At 72.2% G+C, this 16,825-nt stretch carries 18 protein-coding genes; 10 read left to right on the top strand and 8 right to left on the bottom strand.

Annotation, left to right across the window (positions count from 1 at the left end):
• The first annotated feature begins 7 nt into the window (after positions 1 to 7).
• The 5 genes from ACSQ2D_RS17025 (at position 8) to ACSQ2D_RS17045 (ending at position 4,537) form a co-directional block, all read left to right on the top strand.
• The gene (locus ACSQ2D_RS17025) at positions 8 to 955 is read left to right on the top strand and encodes an ABC transporter ATP-binding protein (protein ID WP_435987107.1); all 948 of its coding nucleotides are present in this window, start codon (positions 8 to 10) and stop codon (positions 953 to 955) included.
• Positions 952 to 2,286, top strand: a complete 1,335-nt coding sequence (locus ACSQ2D_RS17030) for an FtsX-like permease family protein (RefSeq protein ID WP_435987108.1) — start codon at positions 952 to 954, stop codon at positions 2,284 to 2,286. The genes ACSQ2D_RS17025 and ACSQ2D_RS17030 overlap by 4 nt, the downstream gene beginning before the upstream one ends.
• Before the next feature lie 145 nt (positions 2,287 to 2,431).
• The gene (locus ACSQ2D_RS17035; protein WP_435987109.1) at positions 2,432 to 2,719 is read left to right on the top strand and encodes a hypothetical protein; all 288 of its coding nucleotides are present in this window, start codon (positions 2,432 to 2,434) and stop codon (positions 2,717 to 2,719) included.
• A gap of 136 nt (positions 2,720 to 2,855) precedes the next feature.
• On the top strand, positions 2,856 to 4,034 hold the full coding sequence (locus tag ACSQ2D_RS17040) for an LCP family protein (RefSeq protein ID WP_435987110.1): 1,179 nt from the start codon (positions 2,856 to 2,858) through the stop codon (positions 4,032 to 4,034).
• Positions 4,031 to 4,537 (top strand): amino-acid N-acetyltransferase, encoded by a 507-nt coding sequence (locus ACSQ2D_RS17045; RefSeq protein ID WP_435987111.1) that lies wholly within the window; start codon positions 4,031 to 4,033, stop codon positions 4,535 to 4,537. The genes ACSQ2D_RS17040 and ACSQ2D_RS17045 overlap by 4 nt, the downstream gene beginning before the upstream one ends.
• A 296-nt stretch (positions 4,538 to 4,833) precedes the next feature.
• On the opposite strand, the gene ACSQ2D_RS17050 is transcribed toward ACSQ2D_RS17045, so the two are convergent.
• From ACSQ2D_RS17050 to ACSQ2D_RS17060, 3 genes are read right to left on the bottom strand one after another with little or no spacing between them, the layout of a single operon-like run.
• Positions 4,834 to 5,766, bottom strand: coding sequence for an ABC transporter ATP-binding protein (locus ACSQ2D_RS17050; RefSeq protein WP_435987112.1), 933 nt, complete (start codon positions 5,764 to 5,766; stop codon positions 4,834 to 4,836).
• The gene (locus ACSQ2D_RS17055) at positions 5,763 to 6,578 is read right to left on the bottom strand and encodes an ABC transporter permease (protein ID WP_435987113.1); all 816 of its coding nucleotides are present in this window, start codon (positions 6,576 to 6,578) and stop codon (positions 5,763 to 5,765) included. Before ACSQ2D_RS17055 ends, ACSQ2D_RS17050 begins: the two co-directional genes overlap by 4 nt.
• Positions 6,571 to 7,290, bottom strand: a complete 720-nt coding sequence (locus tag ACSQ2D_RS17060; RefSeq protein WP_435987114.1) for an ABC transporter permease — start codon at positions 7,288 to 7,290, stop codon at positions 6,571 to 6,573. Before ACSQ2D_RS17060 ends, ACSQ2D_RS17055 begins: the two co-directional genes overlap by 8 nt.
• On the opposite strand from ACSQ2D_RS17060, the gene ACSQ2D_RS17065 reads away from it, so the two are divergent.
• The gene (locus ACSQ2D_RS17065; protein ID WP_435987115.1) at positions 7,262 to 7,858 is read left to right on the top strand and encodes a PPOX class F420-dependent oxidoreductase; all 597 of its coding nucleotides are present in this window, start codon (positions 7,262 to 7,264) and stop codon (positions 7,856 to 7,858) included. The genes ACSQ2D_RS17060 and ACSQ2D_RS17065 overlap by 29 nt on opposite strands.
• Positions 7,859 to 8,105: 247 nt before the next feature.
• On the opposite strand, the gene ACSQ2D_RS17070 is transcribed toward ACSQ2D_RS17065, so the two are convergent.
• The 3 genes from ACSQ2D_RS17070 to radA are packed head-to-tail and all read right to left on the bottom strand — an operon-like array spanning position 8,106 to position 11,573.
• Entirely contained in the window at positions 8,106 to 8,999 is an 894-nt protein-coding gene (locus tag ACSQ2D_RS17070) for an A/G-specific adenine glycosylase (protein ID WP_435987116.1), read from the bottom strand.
• Positions 9,000 to 9,025: 26 nt separating this feature from the next.
• Positions 9,026 to 10,102 carry a DNA integrity scanning diadenylate cyclase DisA gene (gene disA, locus ACSQ2D_RS17075; protein WP_256793399.1) on the bottom strand — a complete coding sequence of 359 codons (1,077 nt, stop codon included), beginning with the start codon at positions 10,100 to 10,102 and terminating at the stop codon, positions 9,026 to 9,028.
• A 55-nt stretch (positions 10,103 to 10,157) separates the two neighbouring features.
• Positions 10,158 to 11,573, bottom strand: coding sequence for a DNA repair protein RadA (radA, locus tag ACSQ2D_RS17080; RefSeq protein WP_435987117.1), 1,416 nt, complete (start codon positions 11,571 to 11,573; stop codon positions 10,158 to 10,160).
• An 83-nt stretch (positions 11,574 to 11,656) separates the two neighbouring features.
• Between radA and ACSQ2D_RS17085 the strand changes: the two genes are divergently transcribed.
• Both ACSQ2D_RS17085 and ACSQ2D_RS17090 read left to right on the top strand, forming a co-directional pair.
• Positions 11,657 to 11,863: a hypothetical protein gene (locus tag ACSQ2D_RS17085; protein ID WP_435987118.1), complete on the top strand. Its 207-nt coding sequence runs from the start codon at positions 11,657 to 11,659 to the stop codon at positions 11,861 to 11,863.
• 220 nt (positions 11,864 to 12,083) lie between these two features.
• Positions 12,084 to 12,416 carry a histone-like nucleoid-structuring protein Lsr2 gene (locus tag ACSQ2D_RS17090; RefSeq protein WP_435987119.1) on the top strand — a complete coding sequence of 111 codons (333 nt, stop codon included), beginning with the start codon at positions 12,084 to 12,086 and terminating at the stop codon, positions 12,414 to 12,416.
• Between the two features lie 151 nt (positions 12,417 to 12,567).
• Here the strand turns inward: ACSQ2D_RS17090 and ligD (ACSQ2D_RS17095) are convergent, their stop codons facing one another.
• Together ligD (ACSQ2D_RS17095) and ligD (ACSQ2D_RS17100) are read right to left on the bottom strand one after the other, a co-directional pair.
• The gene (ligD, locus tag ACSQ2D_RS17095) at positions 12,568 to 13,452 is read right to left on the bottom strand and encodes a non-homologous end-joining DNA ligase (protein ID WP_435987120.1); all 885 of its coding nucleotides are present in this window, start codon (positions 13,450 to 13,452) and stop codon (positions 12,568 to 12,570) included.
• The gene (gene ligD, locus ACSQ2D_RS17100; protein WP_435987121.1) at positions 13,452 to 14,399 is read right to left on the bottom strand and encodes a non-homologous end-joining DNA ligase; all 948 of its coding nucleotides are present in this window, start codon (positions 14,397 to 14,399) and stop codon (positions 13,452 to 13,454) included. Before ligD (ACSQ2D_RS17100) ends, ligD (ACSQ2D_RS17095) begins: the two co-directional genes overlap by 1 nt.
• An 18-nt stretch (positions 14,400 to 14,417) precedes the next feature.
• On the opposite strand from ligD (ACSQ2D_RS17100), the gene ACSQ2D_RS17105 reads away from it, so the two are divergent.
• Positions 14,418 to 15,389, top strand: a complete 972-nt coding sequence (locus ACSQ2D_RS17105) for a Ku protein (RefSeq protein ID WP_435987122.1) — start codon at positions 14,418 to 14,420, stop codon at positions 15,387 to 15,389.
• Positions 15,390 to 15,482: 93 nt separating this feature from the next.
• Positions 15,483 to 16,709 carry an acetyl-CoA hydrolase/transferase family protein gene (locus ACSQ2D_RS17110; protein ID WP_435987123.1) on the top strand — a complete coding sequence of 409 codons (1,227 nt, stop codon included), beginning with the start codon at positions 15,483 to 15,485 and terminating at the stop codon, positions 16,707 to 16,709.
• Positions 16,710 to 16,825: the final 116 nt, after the last annotated feature.

Here is a 16,825-nt window from a genome sequence, read left to right on the forward strand (position 1 = left end):
TGGGTCCATGAGCTACTACGACCCAGCCCGTATGCCGGCCGGCGCGCCTGAGCGCCTCGCCTCTCCCCCCGCCTCCCCCGCCGCCTCCCCCGCCTCCCCCGCCGCGCCCGTCGCCCCGGTTGCCGCCGTCGCTCCCACGCGTCCGCCGCTTGCGGCGTCGGCCGACCCGGCGCGCGACCTCGTCGCCCGGGACGTCGTCATGACCTACGGCCGCTCCGGGGCGTCCGCCGGGCCTCCCGCCCTCGGCGGCGTCGACCTGACGATCCGCGGCGGCGAGAGCCTGGCCGTCATGGGCCCGTCGGGCTCGGGCAAGACGACGCTGCTGCACGTCCTCGCCGGCATCCTGCGACCCACCGGCGGCCAGGTGCTGTGGCGCGGCCGGGACATCGCGCGGATGTCGGACCGCGAGCGCACCGTGCTGCGTCGTGAGGACTTCGGCTTCGTCTTCCAGCAGGGCATGCTGCTGCCCGAGCTGCCGGCGATCGAGAACGTCGCCCTGCCGCTCATGCTCGGGGGCGTCAGGCGCTCGGAGGCGACGGCTCGGGCAGCCACGCTCTTCCCCCCGCTCGGCCTGTCGGGGCTGGAGAAGCGCCGTCCCGGTGAGCTCTCGGGCGGCCAGGCGCAGCGCGTCGCCATCGCCCGCGCGCTCGTGGCCCGCCCCGGTGTCGTCTTCGCCGACGAGCCGACCGGTGCGCTCGACCAGACGACGAGCGCCGAGGTGATGCACCACCTCACGCAGCTCGCGGCCCACACCGGCGCCTCGCTCGTCGTCGTGACCCACGACGAGAACGTCGCCCGGTGGTGCCACGGCATCGTCCGGGTCCGCGACGGCCGGATCGCGGCCAGCGCCGACGCCGACGCCGACGCCGACGCCGACGCCGACGCCGCCGCCGACGCCGCGGCCGACCAGCGCCACGCCGGCCCGGTGCAGGCACCCACGGCGGTGGTCCGGTGAGGTCCGCGACGGTGCTGTGGTGGCGCCTGCGTCGCGCGGGCGCCGCGGACAACCGGGTGCCCGGGATCCTCGCGGTCGTCTCGTTCGCCGTGTCGACGGCGGCACTGCTCGTCTGCGTCGCGGGGCTGCGCGCGTTCGAGGCACGCAACCCGCTCCCGCCCGGAGGGCTCGAGGGTCGGCTGACCGAAGAAGCGGCGCTCGGCAACCTCTACGTGACGCTCGCCTGGATCGCGACGACCTGCATGGTCATCCCGATCCTCACCCTCGGCGGGGTCGCGGCGCGTCTCGCCATCGCGCGGCGCGACCAGCGTCTGGCCGCGCTGCGGCTCGCCGGGGCCACGTCGGGGCAGGTCACCCTCATGACCCTGGCCGAGGCTGCGGCCCAGGCCGTCGTCGGCGCGCTGACCGGTGTCGTCGTCTACCTCGCGGCGCTGCCCCTCGTGGCCCGGCTCAGCTTCCAGGGCCGCCCGTTCGAGCTGAGCGAGCTCGTGCTCCCGCTGTGGCAGACGCTCGCCGTGGTCGCCGCCGTCGTCGTCGTGGCGGTCGTGTCCGGGGCGTCGAGCCTCGCGCGGGTGGCGATCAGCCCGCTCGGTGTCGCGGCCCGCACGAGCCCGAAGCGCCTCAGCGTCCTGCGGGTGCTCGTCGCGCTGGCCGCCGGCGCCGCGTGGGTCCTCGTCATCACCCCGATGAAGGAGCCGCAGCGGATGACGATCGTGCTCGTGCTCGGCGCCATGATCCTCGCCGTCAACGCGGTCGGGCCCTGGGTCGTCATGGTCGCCGGCCGCGTCGCGGCCCGGCTGGCCCCGACCGCCGCGACGCTGCTCGCGGCTCGGCGCATCGCCGACGACCCGAAGAGCACGTGGCGGGCGGTGGGCGCCCTCGGCCTCGCCGTCGTCGTCGTGGGCTTCACGAGCCTCGCGCAGGTCGAGGACCCGACGACCCCGCTCGAGCGCTACCTCGCCGACGACCTCGGCACGGGCGCCCTCGTCACCCTCGTCATCATCACCATCGTGGGCGCGACGTCGACCGGTGTCGTCCAGGCCGCTCGGGTGCTCGACCAGCGGGAGCAGTACCGCTCCCTGGCCCTCGCGGGCACGAGCGAGCGGTCGCTGCACCGGGCCCGCGCGCTCGAGGTGGCCTTGCCGCTGACGATGACGATCGCCCTGGCTGCGGGCTTCGTCCTCGTGCTCATGCTGCCGTTCACGAGCGCCCTCGACAGCGGCCTCGTCGTGCGATTCGTCGTCACGTCGGCCGTCGCCGGCGCCGTCGTGCTCGCCTCGGTGCTCGCCTCGCGGTCCCTCGTCCGGACGGCGGCCCGGGTGTCGTCCTGACCCTGGACGCGGCCGTTGCAGGAAGGTGCAGAACCGAGCAGGAGCGAGACCGCATCGAACATGCTGCCGTCGTAGCGCTGCTCGGGTCACCTCGGGCACGCGCGGCCGGCACCACGCCGGCCACTCACACAGATAGGGGAACTTTGTGAAGAAGATGCTCATCTCGCTGGCCTGCGCCGGCGTCGCCGCGGCCGGACTCGCGGTCGCCACTCCGACGAGCGCCTCCGCCGGCGACTGCGTCGTCGTCCAGGGCGGCAACTCCGTCACCGTCCACTGCTACCCGAGCGCCCCGGGCACCCAGTACCGCATCGTCGTGGCCTGCCCCGACGGACTGCGCTGGTCGCGCTGGGAGGACCAGGCGCCCTGGTACGTCGACAAGTCCATCACCATGCAGTGCACGAACATCCGCCTGCACGACATCCAGTACCGCTGACGCGGGCGGGCGACCTGCCCGGCCCGTGGACGACGAGCAGCCCCGACGCGCGAGCGTCGGGGCTGCTCTGCTGCGCCACCCGGACCACCTGCCGGGCGTCCGGTTGGCCGCACGACCGGTCCTCTAGGGTTGCAGCGTGATCCTCGGCAGCCCGCGCACCCGCTCCGCCACGGCCGCAGTGCTCGTGGTGGCGGCCCTCGGTGCCTGCACGTCCGAGGCACCGACGCCGTCCGGCTCGCCGTCGGGTTCAGCCCCCTCCAGCAGTGCGGGATCGGTCTCCCCGACCGACGGGGTCCGGGTCACCGGAGCGCCGGCACCGCTCGCCGCGCTCGTCGGGACCGTGTATGCCGGAGGCGACCTCACGCGTACGTCCTCCCCCTCCGCCGCGGCTGCGCTCAAGGCGCGCACCAAGGCGGCGGGACCCGTCGACGCCACGGCGAAGGTCGGGTCGTGGATGGGCACGCCCGTCGCCGTCGTCACCGCAGGCGACGACGTGACGCTCGCCGTCGGGCCGACGTGGAAGGTCGTGGGTGGCTGGTGGCCGTCGCTCGGCGTCGCGAAACCGAGCCTCGGCGGTGGCCCGCGCTGGGTCCTCGCCATCGGGTCGGACGCCCGGAAGGGACAGCCCCTCGAGGGCACCCGCGCCGACGTGCTCCAGGTCATCGGCATCGACGGGTCGGGTGGCGGCGGCGTCATGGGCATGGCCCGCGACCTGTGGGTCCCGCTGTCGACCGGCGGCAAGGGCAAGATCAACTCCGCCATGGTGTTCGGCGGCCCCCGCGCCCAGGTGAGCACCGTCAGGTCCGTGACCGGCCTGCCCGTCGAGGGCTATGTCGTGCTCGGGTTCAGCGGTTTCAAGAAGATCGTCGACGACCAGGGCGGGATCCCCATCGTCATCCCCAAGACCGTCGTCGCCTCGCACGCCAAGAACCTCGTCATCAAGGCCGGCGCCCAGACCCTGTCCGGTGCCGAGGCCCTCGCCTATGCCCGGGAGCGCAAGACCCTGCCCGACGGTGACTTCGGCAGGTCACGCCACCAGGGCGAGGTCATCCTCGCCGCCGCGATCAAGGCCAAGCTCGCCGGGCCGATCGCCATCCCGTCGGCGCTGTCGAGCTTCAGCAAGGTCGGTCGGAGCAACCTCTCAGCCGAGCAGATCCTCACCTTCACCGCGGGCCTGCACCAGCTGAGCCCGCTCAAGGTCGGCCGGGGTGTCGCCCAGGGGGCGTTCGGCTGGGCGGACCAGCAGTCGATCGTCGTCCTCGGCAGGCAGGCCCGTGGCCTCTTCGCCGAGTTCCGCGACGGGAACCTCTCGTGAGCGGCGGGACGCCCGTCATCCGGCGGGCGCGCACCTCCGACGTCCGCGCCATCCGGGCCCTCGTGGCGCCGCTGGCCGAGCGGCGGGTGCTCGTCAGCAAGGAGGCGGTGACCTACTTCGAGAGCCTCCAGGAGTTCCGCGTCGCCGACCTCGACGGACGCGTCGTCGGCTGCGGCGCCCTCCACGTCATGTGGGAGGACCTCGCCGAGATCCGCACCCTCGCCGTGGCGCCCGACCAGCTCGGGACCGGCCTCGGAGGGCGCCTGCTCGAGGCGCTCGTCGAGGACGCGCGCGAGATCGGCGTCGAGCGGCTCTTCTGCCTGACCTTCGAGACGGACTTCTTCGTCCGGCACGGCTTCGAGGTCATCGAGGGCCAGGCCGTCCCGATGGACGTCTACGCCGAGCTGCTGCGCTCCTACGACGAGGGCGTCGCCGAGTTCCTCGACCTCGAGCGGGTCAAGCCCAACACCCTCGGCAACACGCGGATGCTCCGCACCCTCTGACCCCGCCTCCTGAACCGTCGAAAGGCCACGAACCGGGTCCCGGTTCGTGGCCTTTCGACGGTCGGAGCGGCGCTCGAGCACCCCGCCGGGACGCCTCGACCTCACTCGAGTGGCCACCCCGCCCCACCCGTCACACGAAGGACGTGGCACCTGAGGTCACGGGGCCACTCGACGAGCCGGGACCGCATACGGCCGGGTGACTCGTGAGGTCACGAGGCCACTCGACGGGTGGGACGGCATACGCCCTGGGGCGCGTGAGGTCATGGGGCCACTCGACGGCGGAGGGAGTGGGCGCGTCAGGCTCGGCCGGAGGCGGCGTAGATGCGCCGCACGACGTCCTCGATGTCGGGCTCCTCGATCGTCAGGTCGCGCACCTCGTGGCGCGACGAGACGTGGGCGAGCACGGCCGCGACCGTCGTCGCCTCGGCGTCGAAGGAGAGCCGCTGGCGCAGGCCGTCGGACTCGCTCTCGACGAGGGTCGCTCCCGGGACGCCGCTGAGGTCGGGCGTCGGCTGCGCGAGGTCGATGACGAGGATGCGCTGCGCGCCGACCGTGCCGGCGAGACCGGTGAGCGTGCCGTCGAAGGCGAGCCGGCCGTGGTCGACGACGAGGACCCGGTCGCAGAGCCGCTCGATGTCGCCCATGTCGTGCGTCGTGAGGAGCAGCGTCGTGCCCTGCTCGCGACGCTCGGCGACGAGGAACTCGCGCAGTCGCTGCTTCGAGAGGACGTCGAGGCCGATCGTCGGCTCGTCGAGCACGAGCAGCTCCGGCGAGTGCAGCAGCGCCGCGGCGATCTCAGCGCGCATCCGCTGGCCGAGCGACAGCGACCGCACCGCCGTGCCGAGCTGCGGACCCATCTCGAGCTGCTCGACGAGCAGCTCGGTGCGCGCCCTCGTCGCCGCCTCGTCCATCCGGTGGATCGCCCCGAGGATCGCGAAGGAGTCGCGGAGCGGCAGGTCCCACCACAGCTGCGAGCGCTGGCCGAAGACGACCCCGACGCGGCGTGCGACCTCGACCCGCTGGCGCATCGGGTCGAGCCCGCACGTGCGCACGTGACCGGAGGTCGGCTTGAGGATGCCGGTCAGCATCTTGATCGTCGTCGACTTGCCGGCGCCGTTGGCCCCGATGTAGCCGACCGCCTCGCCGGGCTCGACCGAGAAGGTCATCCGGTCGACGGCACGCGTCTTCTTGAAGTCGCGCACGAGGTCGCGCGTCTCGATGATGCTCATCCGCCTGCTCCTTGGTAGTGACGGGTGCCGAGTCGCCAGCACGTCGCGGCGATGCCCCAGGCCAGCAGCCCGGCCACGGGGGTGAGCCACGCGAGCCAGGTGGGTGCGAGGGGGTCCTTCAGGTCGAGGATCGCGACGGCCGGGATGTAGGCGACGAAGGCCGTCGGCACGACGAACGTCCAGAAGATCCGGAGCGGGTCGGGGAAGACCTGCTGGCTCTGCTGGGCGCTGTAGGACCCGCCATAGGTGAAGGCGTTGGTGAACTCCGCACCGTCGACGAGGAAGAACTGGAGGCCGCCCGCGGCCGTGAACAGGGCCGAGAAGATCGCGGTGCCGCTCACCACGGTCAGCACGATGAGCGCCACGGTCGCCGGTGACCAGGCGATGTCGGCGGTCGTCAGGGCGACGCCGAGGGCGACCAGTGCCACGGACAGCCGACCGACCCTCCGCAGGGACAGGTCGCTCGTCATGAGCTGGGCGAGCAGCGGCAGCGGACGCACGTAGAACGCGTCGACCTGGCCGGCCCGGATGTAGCGCGGCAGCTGGTCGAGGTGACCGACGAACATGTCGGCGAGCGAGAACGCGAGGTTGGACAGGGCGAAGACGAGCAGCGCAGCCGTGAAGTCGAGACCGCCGAGCACGTCGACGTTGTGGAAGATCACCCACACCTCGGCGAACTCCGCGAGACCGACGCCGACCGTGCCGAGGATGTCGGTGACGAAGGATGCGCGGTACTGCATCTGGGCCCGGGCTCGGGACGCGAGCAGCACCCGGTAGGGGCGCAGCCGCTGGGCGAGGGTCACGTCAGCCACCCTGCACCTCCAGACGACGGCGGCCGGCGCGCAGCACGACCTGGCCGAGGACGAGCAGCACAGCGGCCCAGAAGACCTGCACCCCGACGGCCGACGCGATGTCGGCACCGACGACGCGTCCGGCGAGGATGTCGATGGGGTTCTGCAGCATCGACGGGAAGGGCGACCAGTTGGCGATGGTCCGCAGCCAGTCCGGGAACCACGGCACGGGCAGGTAGAGACCGCAGAGCAGGCCGCCGGTGATCATCCACAGCAGCGTGATGCCCCGGATCTCGACGAGCCAGAACGCGAGCAGGTTGATGACGAAGTTCCCGGAGAAGGCGACGACCACGGCGAGGACGACCGACACGGCCCCCGCAGCCCAGCTGACGGGCGAGGGCGGCCACGCCATGTCGAAGAGGAGGGCACCGAGCAGCAGCGCGGGGACCCCGCGGCCGACGAGGTTGATGCCTGCGCGCCCGAGATCGCCTGCGAGATAGGCAAGCTGCGGGTCGACCGGCCTCAGGAAGTCGACCGCGATGTCACCAGTGCGCACTCGGTCCTTGACCTCGGCGAAGCCCCAGAGGTTGACCGTGCCGAGCAGCGCCTGGCCCCACCAGACGAACGCGATGGTCGTCGGGGCGTCGTAGCCGCCGATGGCCGTGCCGGCCGACGCCAGCGCCGCGAGCAGGATCGAGGCGCGGATGAAGCCGAAGACGGAGTTCGTCGTCATCCCGGCGAGAAGGGCCAACCGGTACGTCGAGTGCCTCCTGAAGCCGGCTCGGACGAGCAGCCAGAAGGTCTTCACGACGCACGGACGAGGGCAGGCACAAGGGGCCACGCTACCGACGAGCCGGCCCATGATCAACGGGATGCGTGGCGACATGCCGGGCTCTCGTAGTCTGTCGCAGGTGGCCACCCTTCCCCGCGACCTCTCGCCCGAGGCCCTCGAGTTCATGTCGGTGCGTCACCTCGCGACGTTGACGACGCTCCGACCCGACGGCTCGCCCCACGTCGTGCCGGTCGGCTTCACGTGGGACCCGGCGACGTCGGTCGCGCGCGTCATCACCAGCCGCGGCAGCCGCAAGGCCCGCAACGCGCTCGCCGGGTGCGCGGCCGTGCTGTGCCAGGTCGACGGGCGCCACTGGCTCTCGCTCCAGGGCACCGCCCGCGTCCTCGACGACCCGGCCTCGGTCGCCGACGCCGAGCAGAGGTATGCCGCCCGCTACCGCGAGCCTCGCCCCAACCCCGAGCGCGTGGTGATCGCCATCGACGTGCGCTCCGTCCTCGGCAACGTCTGACCCAAGCGCGCCCCGCCCCACACGAGCGAGCCCCCCACCCCAGTCCAGGGAACGCCCCGTGCCGTTCGAGTGGCCGCTCGGTCCCACACGTCACACCCGTGCTGGGGACACGGGGCCACTCGACGATGGGAAGGCATCGACGGGTGGGGCCCGTGGGACGGAGGGACCACTCGAGTGGGGTTGCGCGCTCACGCGAGTGGGGTTGCGCGCTCACTCGACGGGGACGGTGGTCAGGCGCGGACGGTGGTCAGGCGGGGAGGCGGAACCGCTTGCGCGACAAGGGCTCCACGAGTCCGTCGGCGACGAGCGAGTCGAGGCAGCGCATCACCTGGTCCCGGTCGTCGGCGGAGTCCTCGAGGCGGGTGAGCGGCAGTGCCGCGTGGGCCTCGCGCAGCCGGCGCAGGAGCTCACCGCGGACCTGACGGTCGGTGCCGTGCCAGGACTGGCCCCGCCGCGGCGGTCCGTCGTAGGCCGGCCGACCGGCCAGGTTCCAGGCGCACAGGTCGGCGACGGGGCACTCGTCGCAGCGCGGACCCCGGGCGACGCAGACGAGGGCTCCGAGCTCCATGACGGCGACGTTCCACGTGTTCGCCGTCGCCTCGTCGGTCGGCATCGAGTCGGCGGCGAGCCGAGCCTCGGCCCGGTTGAGCGTGAGGTTCGGGAAGGCCTTGCCCTCGACGGTGCGGGCCAGCACGCGCCGGACGTTGGTGTCGACGACGACCTCGGGGATGCCGAAGGCGAAGCACGACACCGCCGCAGCCGTGTAGGCGCCGACCCCCGGCAGCGCCAGCAGCCCCTCGGGGGTGTCCGGCACCTCGCCGCCGTGACGCTCGACCATGACGCGTGCCGCCTCGTGCAGCCGGAGGGCCCGCCGGGGGTAGCCGAGCCGTCCCCAGGCGCGCACCGCCTCTCCCGGTGCAGCGGCCGCGAGGTCGGCCGGGGTCGGCCACCGCTCCATCCACTCGCGCCAGATCGGCTCGACCCGGGCCAGCGGGGTCTGCTGCGACATCACCTCGGAGAGGAAGACACCCCAGGGGCTGGCGTCGGGTGCCCGCCACGGCAGCTCCTTGCGCCCGGCCTCGGCGTACCAGGCGTTGACGCGCTCGTGGAGCAGCGACAGCGGGACCTCGCGGGACGGCATACGGCAGGAGACGGCGGCGGAGCCGGTCAGACGTAGCGCTCGAGGATGCTCGACTCGGCGAGCCGCGACAGTCCCTCGCGCACGGCGCGGGCGCGACCCTCGCCGACGCCCTCGACGAGCATGAGGTCCTCGATGCCGGCGGCGAGCAGGCGCTGGAGCGACTCGAAGTGCGACACGAGGCGGTCGACGATCGCGGTGGGCAGTCGCGGCACCTTGGTCAGGAGGCGGTAGCCCTGCGGAGACACGGGGGCATCGAGGCTGTCGCCGACGACCGAGAAGCCGACGGCGCGGGCACCCGCGGCGAGGTCGAGCAGCTCGACGGAGTTGAGGGCCTGGAGGTTGGCGAGCGCGTCACCGAGGGTGAGCCCCGACTTCGTCGCCGGCAGGTAGTCCCGGATGACGAGCTCGCGGTCGTTGCCGAGGCCGCCGACGAGCTCCTCGAGCTGCAGGCTCAGGAGGCGGCCGTCGGTGCCGAGCTCGACGACGTAGTCCTGGATCTCGGCCGAGATGCGCCGCACCATCTCGAGGCGCTGGAGCACCGCCGTGACGTCGCGGATGGTGACGAGGTCCTCGATCTCGAGCGCGGACAGGGTGCCGGTGACCTCGTCGAGGCGGGCCTTGTAGCGCTCGAGGGTCTGCAGGGCCTGGTCGGCGCGCGAGAGGGTCGTGGGCGAGCCCTCGATGACGTGCCGGAGGTCGCCGACGTAGAGCGCGACGACGCCCATCGACTGGCTGACGGAGATGACCGGGAAGCCGGTCTGCTTGGCGACCCGCTCGGCCGTGCGGTGGCGGGTGCCGGACTCGGTGGTCTCGATGCGGGAGTCGGGCACGAGCTGGGTCGCGGCGCGCAGGATGCGGGTGCCCTCACGGTCGAGCACGACGGCGCCGTCCATCTTGCAGAGCTCGCGCACGCGCGTCGCCGAGAACTCCATGTCGAGCACGAAGCCGCCGGTGCAGATCGAGTCGACGACGCGGTCGAAGCCGAGCACGATGAGGGCTCCGGTGCGTCCACGGAGGATGCGTTCGAGGCTGTCGCGCAGCTCCGTTCCGGGTGCCACGGCGGCGAGGGCCGCACGCAGCAGCAGCTCGTCGTTCCGGTCCATCACTTCCCTGTTCGCAATGGGGGCGCCGAGCGCGTCCACCCCGGTCGATCGCAGTCTAGACGGTGCCGACGGCCGGGGCGCTCGTTGACCGTCCACCGGCGAGGCGTCCCATCGCCTCGATGGCCCGCGGGACGTCGGCGACCTCGACGGCGCGGATCCCGGCGGGCACGGAGGAGTCGGAGAGGCTGCCCGCAGGCACGAGGGCATGGCGGAAACCGAGCCGGGCCGCCTCGGCGAGACGGCGGTCGAGACCGGTGACGCGTCGCACCTCGCCGGCCAGCCCGACCTCCCCGAAGGCGACGACGTCGCTGGCGAGCGGCTTGTCGATGACGGACGACGCGACGGCGCAGACGATGGCGAGGTCGGCGGCGGGCTCGGTGATGCGCACCCCTCCGACGGTGGCCGCGAAGATGTCGCGTGACCCGACCGGCGCCCCGGCCCGCTTGTCGAGGACGGCGATGATCATCGCGAGCCGCGAGGCGTCGAGACCGCTCGACGTGCGTCGCGGCGACGGCAGCGTGGACGGTGCGACGAGCGCCTGCACCTCGGCGACGAGCGGCCGGCGGCCCTCGAGCGTCACGGTGACGCAGGTGCCCGGCACCGCGTGGTCGCGCGTCGACAGGAAGAGCCCGCTCGGGTCGGCCAGCCCGGTGATGCCGACGTCGGACAGGTCGAAGCAGCCGACCTCGTCGGTGGGGCCGAAGCGGTTCTTGACGGCGCGCACGAGACGCAGCCGCGAGTGCCGGTCGCCCTCGAACTGGATGACGACGTCGACGAGGTGCTCGAGGACGCGGGGCCCGGCGATCGAGCCGTCCTTGGTCACGTGGCCGACGAGGAGCACGGCGATGCCGCGCGCCTTGGCCGCCGCGATGAGGGCGCCGGCCACCTCGCGGACCTGCGAGACGTTGCCGGCCTGGCCCTCGACGTCGGCACTCGCGATGGTCTGGACCGAGTCGACGACGAGCAGACCGGGCGAGCGCGCCTCGACGTGGCCGAGCACGGTCGCGAGGTCGGTCTCGGCGGCGAGGTAGAGCGTGTCGGCCATCGCCGAGATGCGCTCGGCGCGGGTGCGCACCTGCGCGGCCGACTCCTCGCCGCTGATGTAGAGGACCTCGGACCCCGACCTGGCCGCGCGGGCGGCGACGTCGAGCAGCAGGGTCGACTTGCCGACGCCGGGCTCACCGGCGACGAGGACGACGCCACCGGGCACGAGACCGCCGCCGAGGACGCGGTCGAACTCCGCCACGCCGGTCGGTCGGGCGGCCGCACGAGTCACGTCGACGTCGGCGATGCGCAGCGCGGGGGTGACGACGGAGGCCGCGGTGGTGCGGGCGGCCGTGGGCGCGCCCGTCTCGGCCACCGTGCCCCACGCCTGGCACTCGCCGCAGCGTCCGACCCACTTGGCGGTGGTCCACCCGCACTCACCGCAGCGGAAGCCGGGCGTGCGTCGGGTCGTCGTCCTCGTAGCCATGGCACGACCGTACGGCGGGGGTGCGACAGCACTCGTGAGGGGTGGCCGTGGCTCCGTGAGAAAATGTCGGCATGGAATCGGTCATGCCCTATGTGCTCGCCATCGTCCCGACGATCGGCGTGGGCGCGCTCTTCTACTTCGTCATCAAGAGCATCCTCGAGGGAGACCGTCGCGAGCGCCTCGCCCAGGCGCGGTGGGAGGCCGAGCACGACCGTCGCGAGGCTGCCGCGACGGACCCGTCGACGGCGGCGGCGCCGAGCGCCGACGCCGCTCCGACGAAAGAGCGCTGAGCGTCTGCGGGCCGAGCGTCGACAAAGGGCTCGCCACGGCAAAAACACGGCCTTTCCGTCATTCCAGCACGCGAGGGCACATCTCTTTCAGGACTCGAGCGGAGCCATTGTTTTGGATGGAAATGCATGTGCGGGTTCTTCGCGCTAAATTGATCCTGCCCGCGAGTCGCGTATTCGCGGAATCCCCTCCGAATAACGAACAAACTTCAGATGGAGAAACATGGCTCAGCGTGTCGAAGTGGTGTTGATCGATGACATCGACGGTGGAAAGGCTGCCGAGACGGTGACCTTCGCCCTCGATGGCGTCACCTATGAGATCGACCTGTCCGACAAGAACGCCCGCAAGCTTCGCGACGACCTCGCGACGTGGACCGGTCACGCACGTCGGGCGGGTTCGGCCAAGGCCGCCTCGCGTCGTCGCGCGGGTGCCGGCTCGGCCAAGCGGGGCGACCTCGGCGCGGTCCGCGAGTGGGCCCGCGCCAACGGCCACACCGTCTCGGACCGGGGCCGCATCTCGGCCGACGTCCAGGCGGCCTACGACAAGGCGCACTGACCGCGGTCAGCGGCGCAGCCAGAGGGCCCGGCACTCCACGTGCCGGGCCCTCTCGCGCGCCATGGGGACGCATGCCGTCGCGTCCTCGTGCGGCGACACCGCCCCACCCCCCGCCTCAGCGCCACACCGCGCATCTCCCTCACCGCAACGCTCAGCCGGTGATCTCCGCGGCCAGGTCACCGTCGCGCGCCACCCGGTCGAGCACCTCGTCGGCCGTCAGCTGCACGAGCTCGCCTCCCTCGGCACCCGACTCGATCTCGTCCCACGAGCGCGGTGCCGCGACCGTCGGACGGTCGCGCCCGCGCAGCGAGTAGGGGCAGACCGTCGTCTTGGCGGCGACGTTCTGGCTCCAGTCGAGGAAGATCTTGCCCGGCCGCAGCTCCTTGGCCATCTTCCACACGATGAGGTCCGGGTGGGCCTTGGTCAGCTCCTGCGCGAGCTGCTGGACGGTGTCGCGGATCTCGTCGCTCGTGTGCGCGCCGGGCAGGACGGCATACAGCTGGAGTCCCTTGCTGCCACTGGTCACCGGGATCGTGTCGAGCCCGATGCGGCCGAGGCGTTCGCGCACGACGAGCGCGACGCGGGCGCACTCGGGCAGGCCGGTGCCGGGACCGGGGTCGAGGTCGATGACGAGCCGGTCGGGATTCAGCGGCACGGCGTCGCGCCCCTCCCCCTCGTAGCGCCACTGGTGCACGTGCAGCTCGAGCGAGTTGAGGTTGGCGAAGAAGGTCAGCCCGGCGAGGTCGTCGATGAGCGGGAAGACGGGGTCGCGTCCCGCCCGCCGGATCCACGACGGCGTGCCCGCGGGGATGTTCTTCTCGAAGAACTGCATGTCACCGACACCGTGCGGGAAGCGAATCCGCGTCACGGCGCGGTCGCGCAGGTGCGGGAGGATCACGGGCGCGATGCGCGCGTAGTAGTCGATGACCTGGGCCTTGGTCGTGCCGGCCTTCGGGTACATCACCTTCTCGAGGCTCGACAGCTTCATCCGGCGGCCGTCGACCTCGACCGTGACCTTGGTCGGTTGGTAGGCCATCACTCACCGTCCCCGTGGTCGTCGACGTCACCGGGCGTGAGGTCGCTGCGCAGGCCCTTGTATGCCGGCTGGCGCAGGCTGCCCTGACCGCTGAGTCCCAGCGACTGCACGTCGGCGACGAGGACCGGGTGCACCCACGTCGCGCCGTTCGCGTCCTCGGCGGGAACCTCTGTGGCAAAAGGCGACTCGGCTGACGTGAGGGTCTGCAGGTCTCGCATCAGGGCCTGCCCCGTCTTGCCGGCGAGGCCGGAGCCGACGCGCCCCAGATAGCGCAGGCCGCCCGGCCCGGGGACGCCGACGAGGACAGCACCGAGGCGGCTGGAGACGGTGCCCGTGGCCTCCGGCCGCCACCCGCCGATGACGACGGAGACGGTGCCGCGGTGGGGCGACTTGAGCCAGTAGGGCGACCGGAGTCCGGGGACGTAGACGGAGTCGACGCGCTTGGAGACGATGCCCTCGAGGCCCTGCTCCTTCGTGGCGGCGTGGAGCGTCACCCCGTCGGCGAACGTCGGCGGCGTCTGCCAGCGCGCGGCCGAGAGCTCGAGGCGCTCGAGCGTGGCGCGCCGGTCGGTCCACGTGCGCGGCATGAGGTCGACGCCGTAGAGCCGCAGCAGGTCGAAGGTCATCAACGTGACGGGGGCCGCCTCGGCGAGCATCGCGGCCCGGCGCGCGTCGGTGACGTGGAAGCGCTCGGCCATCGCGGCGAACGACGGCACGCCGTCGCGCATCGAGACGATCTCGCCGTCGAGGAGCATGTCGGCGTACTCGTCGGCGAGCCCGCGCAGCTCGGGAAAGGCCACGGTGACGTCGCGTTCCGTGCGGGAGAAGAGGCGCATCTCGCCGTCCACGACGTCGGCCAGGACCCGCATGCCGTCCCACTTCACCTCGTGCTGCCAGCGGTCGCCGACCGGAATGGTCGTCGTGGGCGTCGCGAGCATGGGGCGCATGGGTGCATTCTTGTTCTCATGCGAGCCATCTGGAAAGGCGCCGTGTCGTTCGGCCTGGTCAATGTGCCGGTCCGACTCTTTTCGGCGACGGAGAACCACGACGTGCAGTTCCGGCAGGTCCACGAGAAGGACGGCGGCCGCATCAAGTACCAACGCGTCTGCTCGATCGACGGCGAGGAGGTGCCCTACTCCGACATCGCCAAGGGCTACGAGGCCGCCGACGGACAGATGGTCGTGCTGACCGACGAGGACCTCAAGAGCCTCCCGACGAGGTCGACGAAGGAGATCTCGATCGAGAAGTTCGTGCCGTCGGAGCAGATCGACCCGCTGCTCTTCGACAAGAGCTACTACCTCGAGCCCGACAAGACCGGCCTCAAGCCCTACGTGCTGCTCCGCGACGCGCTCGAGAAGGCCGACCGGATGGCGCTCGTCACCGTTTCGGTGCGCACCCGGATGACCCTCGCGGTGCTCCGGGTGCGCGACGGCGTCATCGTGCTCCAGACCCTGCTGTGGGCCGACGAGGTCCGGGCTCCCGAGTTCGAGTCGCTCTCGGAGGAGACGCACGCGACGGCCAAGGAGCTCGCCATGGCGTCCTCGCTCGTCGACTCGCTCTCGGGCGACTACGAGCCCGACGAGTTCGAGGACGACTACGCCGAGGCCGTGACGCAGCTCGTCGCGACGAAGATCGAGGGCGGCGACATCACCGAGACGCCCGAGGCCAAGGGTGAGGAGACCGAGGTCGTCGACCTGCTCGCGGCCCTGCAGCGCAGCGTCGACAAGGCCAAGGCCGCCAAGACCGGCGGCTCGTCCGGTGGTGCTGCCGCGGGTGGCTCGTCGGACGACGGCGCGGCGAAGAAGGCGGCGTCGTCGACGGCGAAGAAGGCGACGAAGAAGGCGACGACGACGAAGGCCGCGGCCAAGAAGACGACGGCGAAGAAGTCCACCGCCAAGACCGCGACGAAGAAGGCGGCCGCCAAGAAGGCCAGCTGACCCCGCGGGGGCCGGGTTCCCCGGCCGAGCGACGTTGGTCACGTCGGACGGCATACGCCCTCGTCGCGGCGCGCGCTGCGCGAGGATGAGGGAGTGCGGACGGCGACGATCGACGAGCTCACCCAGCGGCTTCGAACGCTCCCGGAGAACCCTCGTGCCGTCGTCAGCGGCAACATGGCGGTCCCGTGGGAGGCGGTCCGGGCGCTCGACGCGGCGCAGCCGACCTACGTGCTCCACGCGCTCAACGCGCCCGCCGGGCTGCCCGACCGTGAGGGCGTGACCGTCGAGACGTGCTTCGTCGGGCCCGGTATGCGGCGGCACCCCCGCCTGCGCTACGTGCCGTCGCGCCTGTCGCTCGTACCGCTGCTCTACGGCCGGGCCCTCCCGCCGGACGCCGTGCTGCTCCACTGCGCGCCGCCGCGCAACGGCCAGGTGAGCATGGGCCTCGAGGTCAACGTCCTGCCCGCCGCCCTCGAGGCGTGCCGCGCTCGTGGCGGCCTCGTCGTGGCCGTCGTCAACCCGCAGATGCCCTACACGTTCGGCGATGCGCAGGTGCCTCTCGAGCACGTGGACCTGCTCGTCGAGGTCGACGCGCCCATGCCTTCGCACGCCGCGACGGAGCCCGACCCCGAGAGTCGTCTCATCGGCGAGCGCGTCGCCGCCATGGTCAAGGACGGCGCGACGATGCAGCTCGGCATCGGCGCGGTGCCCGACGCGACGCTCTCGGCGCTCACCTCGCGCCGCGGGATCCGGATGTGGACGGAGATGTTCTCCGACGGGGTGCTCGCCCTCGACGAGGCCGGCGCCCTCGACCCGGACCACCCGCTCGTCACGTCGTTCAGCTTCGGCTCGACCGACCTCTACGCCTGGCTCGACGGGAACCCGCGGGTCCGGATGATGCGCACCGAGAAGACGAACGACCCCGGGCTCATCGCCTCGCAGCGACAGATGACCTCGGTCAACACGGCCCTCGAGGTCGACCTCTTCGGCCAGGCCAACGCCTCGCGGATCAACGCCCGGATCCACTCCGGCTTCGGCGGGCAGACCGACTTCATCGTCGGCGCCCTGCACTCCCCCGGCGGCCAGTCGTTCATCGCGCTGCGCTCGTGGCACCCCCGCGCCGACGTGTCGACGATCGTGCCGCTGCTCGACGAGCCGGTGACGAGCTTCCAGCAGAGCGCCATCGTCACCGAGCTGGGGGTCGCGCCGCTGTGGGGCCGCAGCGAGAAGGACCAGTGCCACGACATCATCGAGAACTGCGCCCACCCGCGCGTCCGCGACGACCTCTGGGAGGAGGCGCAGGCCCTGGGCCTCACCTGACCCCGCGCGCGCCCAAGGACGGCGTATGCCGCCCTCCCGCCCCCCCCCGCACGCACCCACCCTCCCCGTCGAGTGGCCCCGTCGTCCCACCTCCGCGGCATCCCACCCCGTCGAGT

The sequence above is a fragment of the Terrabacter sp. LjRoot27 genome, from assembly GCF_964254175.1.
Taxonomy (GTDB): domain Bacteria; phylum Actinomycetota; class Actinomycetes; order Actinomycetales; family Dermatophilaceae; genus Terrabacter.

What these genes read in the sequence shown, in the direction of transcription:
- ACSQ2D_RS17050 (WP_435987112.1), bottom strand. Translation starts at nt 5,766, where the DNA reads ATGAGCATCATCGAGACGCGCGACCTCGTGCGCGACTTCAAGAAGACG.
- ACSQ2D_RS17105 (WP_435987122.1), top strand. Translation starts at nt 14,418, where the DNA reads ATGCGAGCCATCTGGAAAGGCGCCGTGTCGTTCGGCCTGGTCAATGTG.
- ACSQ2D_RS17090 (WP_435987119.1), top strand. Translation starts at nt 12,084, where the DNA reads ATGGCTCAGCGTGTCGAAGTGGTGTTGATCGATGACATCGACGGTGGA.
- disA (WP_256793399.1), bottom strand. Translation starts at nt 10,102, where the DNA reads ATGGACCGGAACGACGAGCTGCTGCTGCGTGCGGCCCTCGCCGCCGTG.
- ACSQ2D_RS17065 (WP_435987115.1), top strand. Translation starts at nt 7,262, where the DNA reads ATGAAGCCGAAGACGGAGTTCGTCGTCATCCCGGCGAGAAGGGCCAAC.
- ACSQ2D_RS17060 (WP_435987114.1), bottom strand. Translation starts at nt 7,290, where the DNA reads ATGACGACGAACTCCGTCTTCGGCTTCATCCGCGCCTCGATCCTGCTC.
- ACSQ2D_RS17085 (WP_435987118.1), top strand. Translation starts at nt 11,657, where the DNA reads ATGCCCTATGTGCTCGCCATCGTCCCGACGATCGGCGTGGGCGCGCTC.
- ligD (WP_435987120.1), bottom strand. Translation starts at nt 13,452, where the DNA reads ATGGCCTACCAACCGACCAAGGTCACGGTCGAGGTCGACGGCCGCCGG.
- ACSQ2D_RS17025 (WP_435987107.1), top strand. Translation starts at nt 8, where the DNA reads ATGAGCTACTACGACCCAGCCCGTATGCCGGCCGGCGCGCCTGAGCGC.
- ligD (WP_435987121.1), bottom strand. Translation starts at nt 14,399, where the DNA reads ATGCGCCCCATGCTCGCGACGCCCACGACGACCATTCCGGTCGGCGAC.
- ACSQ2D_RS17070 (WP_435987116.1), bottom strand. Translation starts at nt 8,999, where the DNA reads ATGCCGTCCCGCGAGGTCCCGCTGTCGCTGCTCCACGAGCGCGTCAAC.
- radA (WP_435987117.1), bottom strand. Translation starts at nt 11,573, where the DNA reads ATGGCTACGAGGACGACGACCCGACGCACGCCCGGCTTCCGCTGCGGT.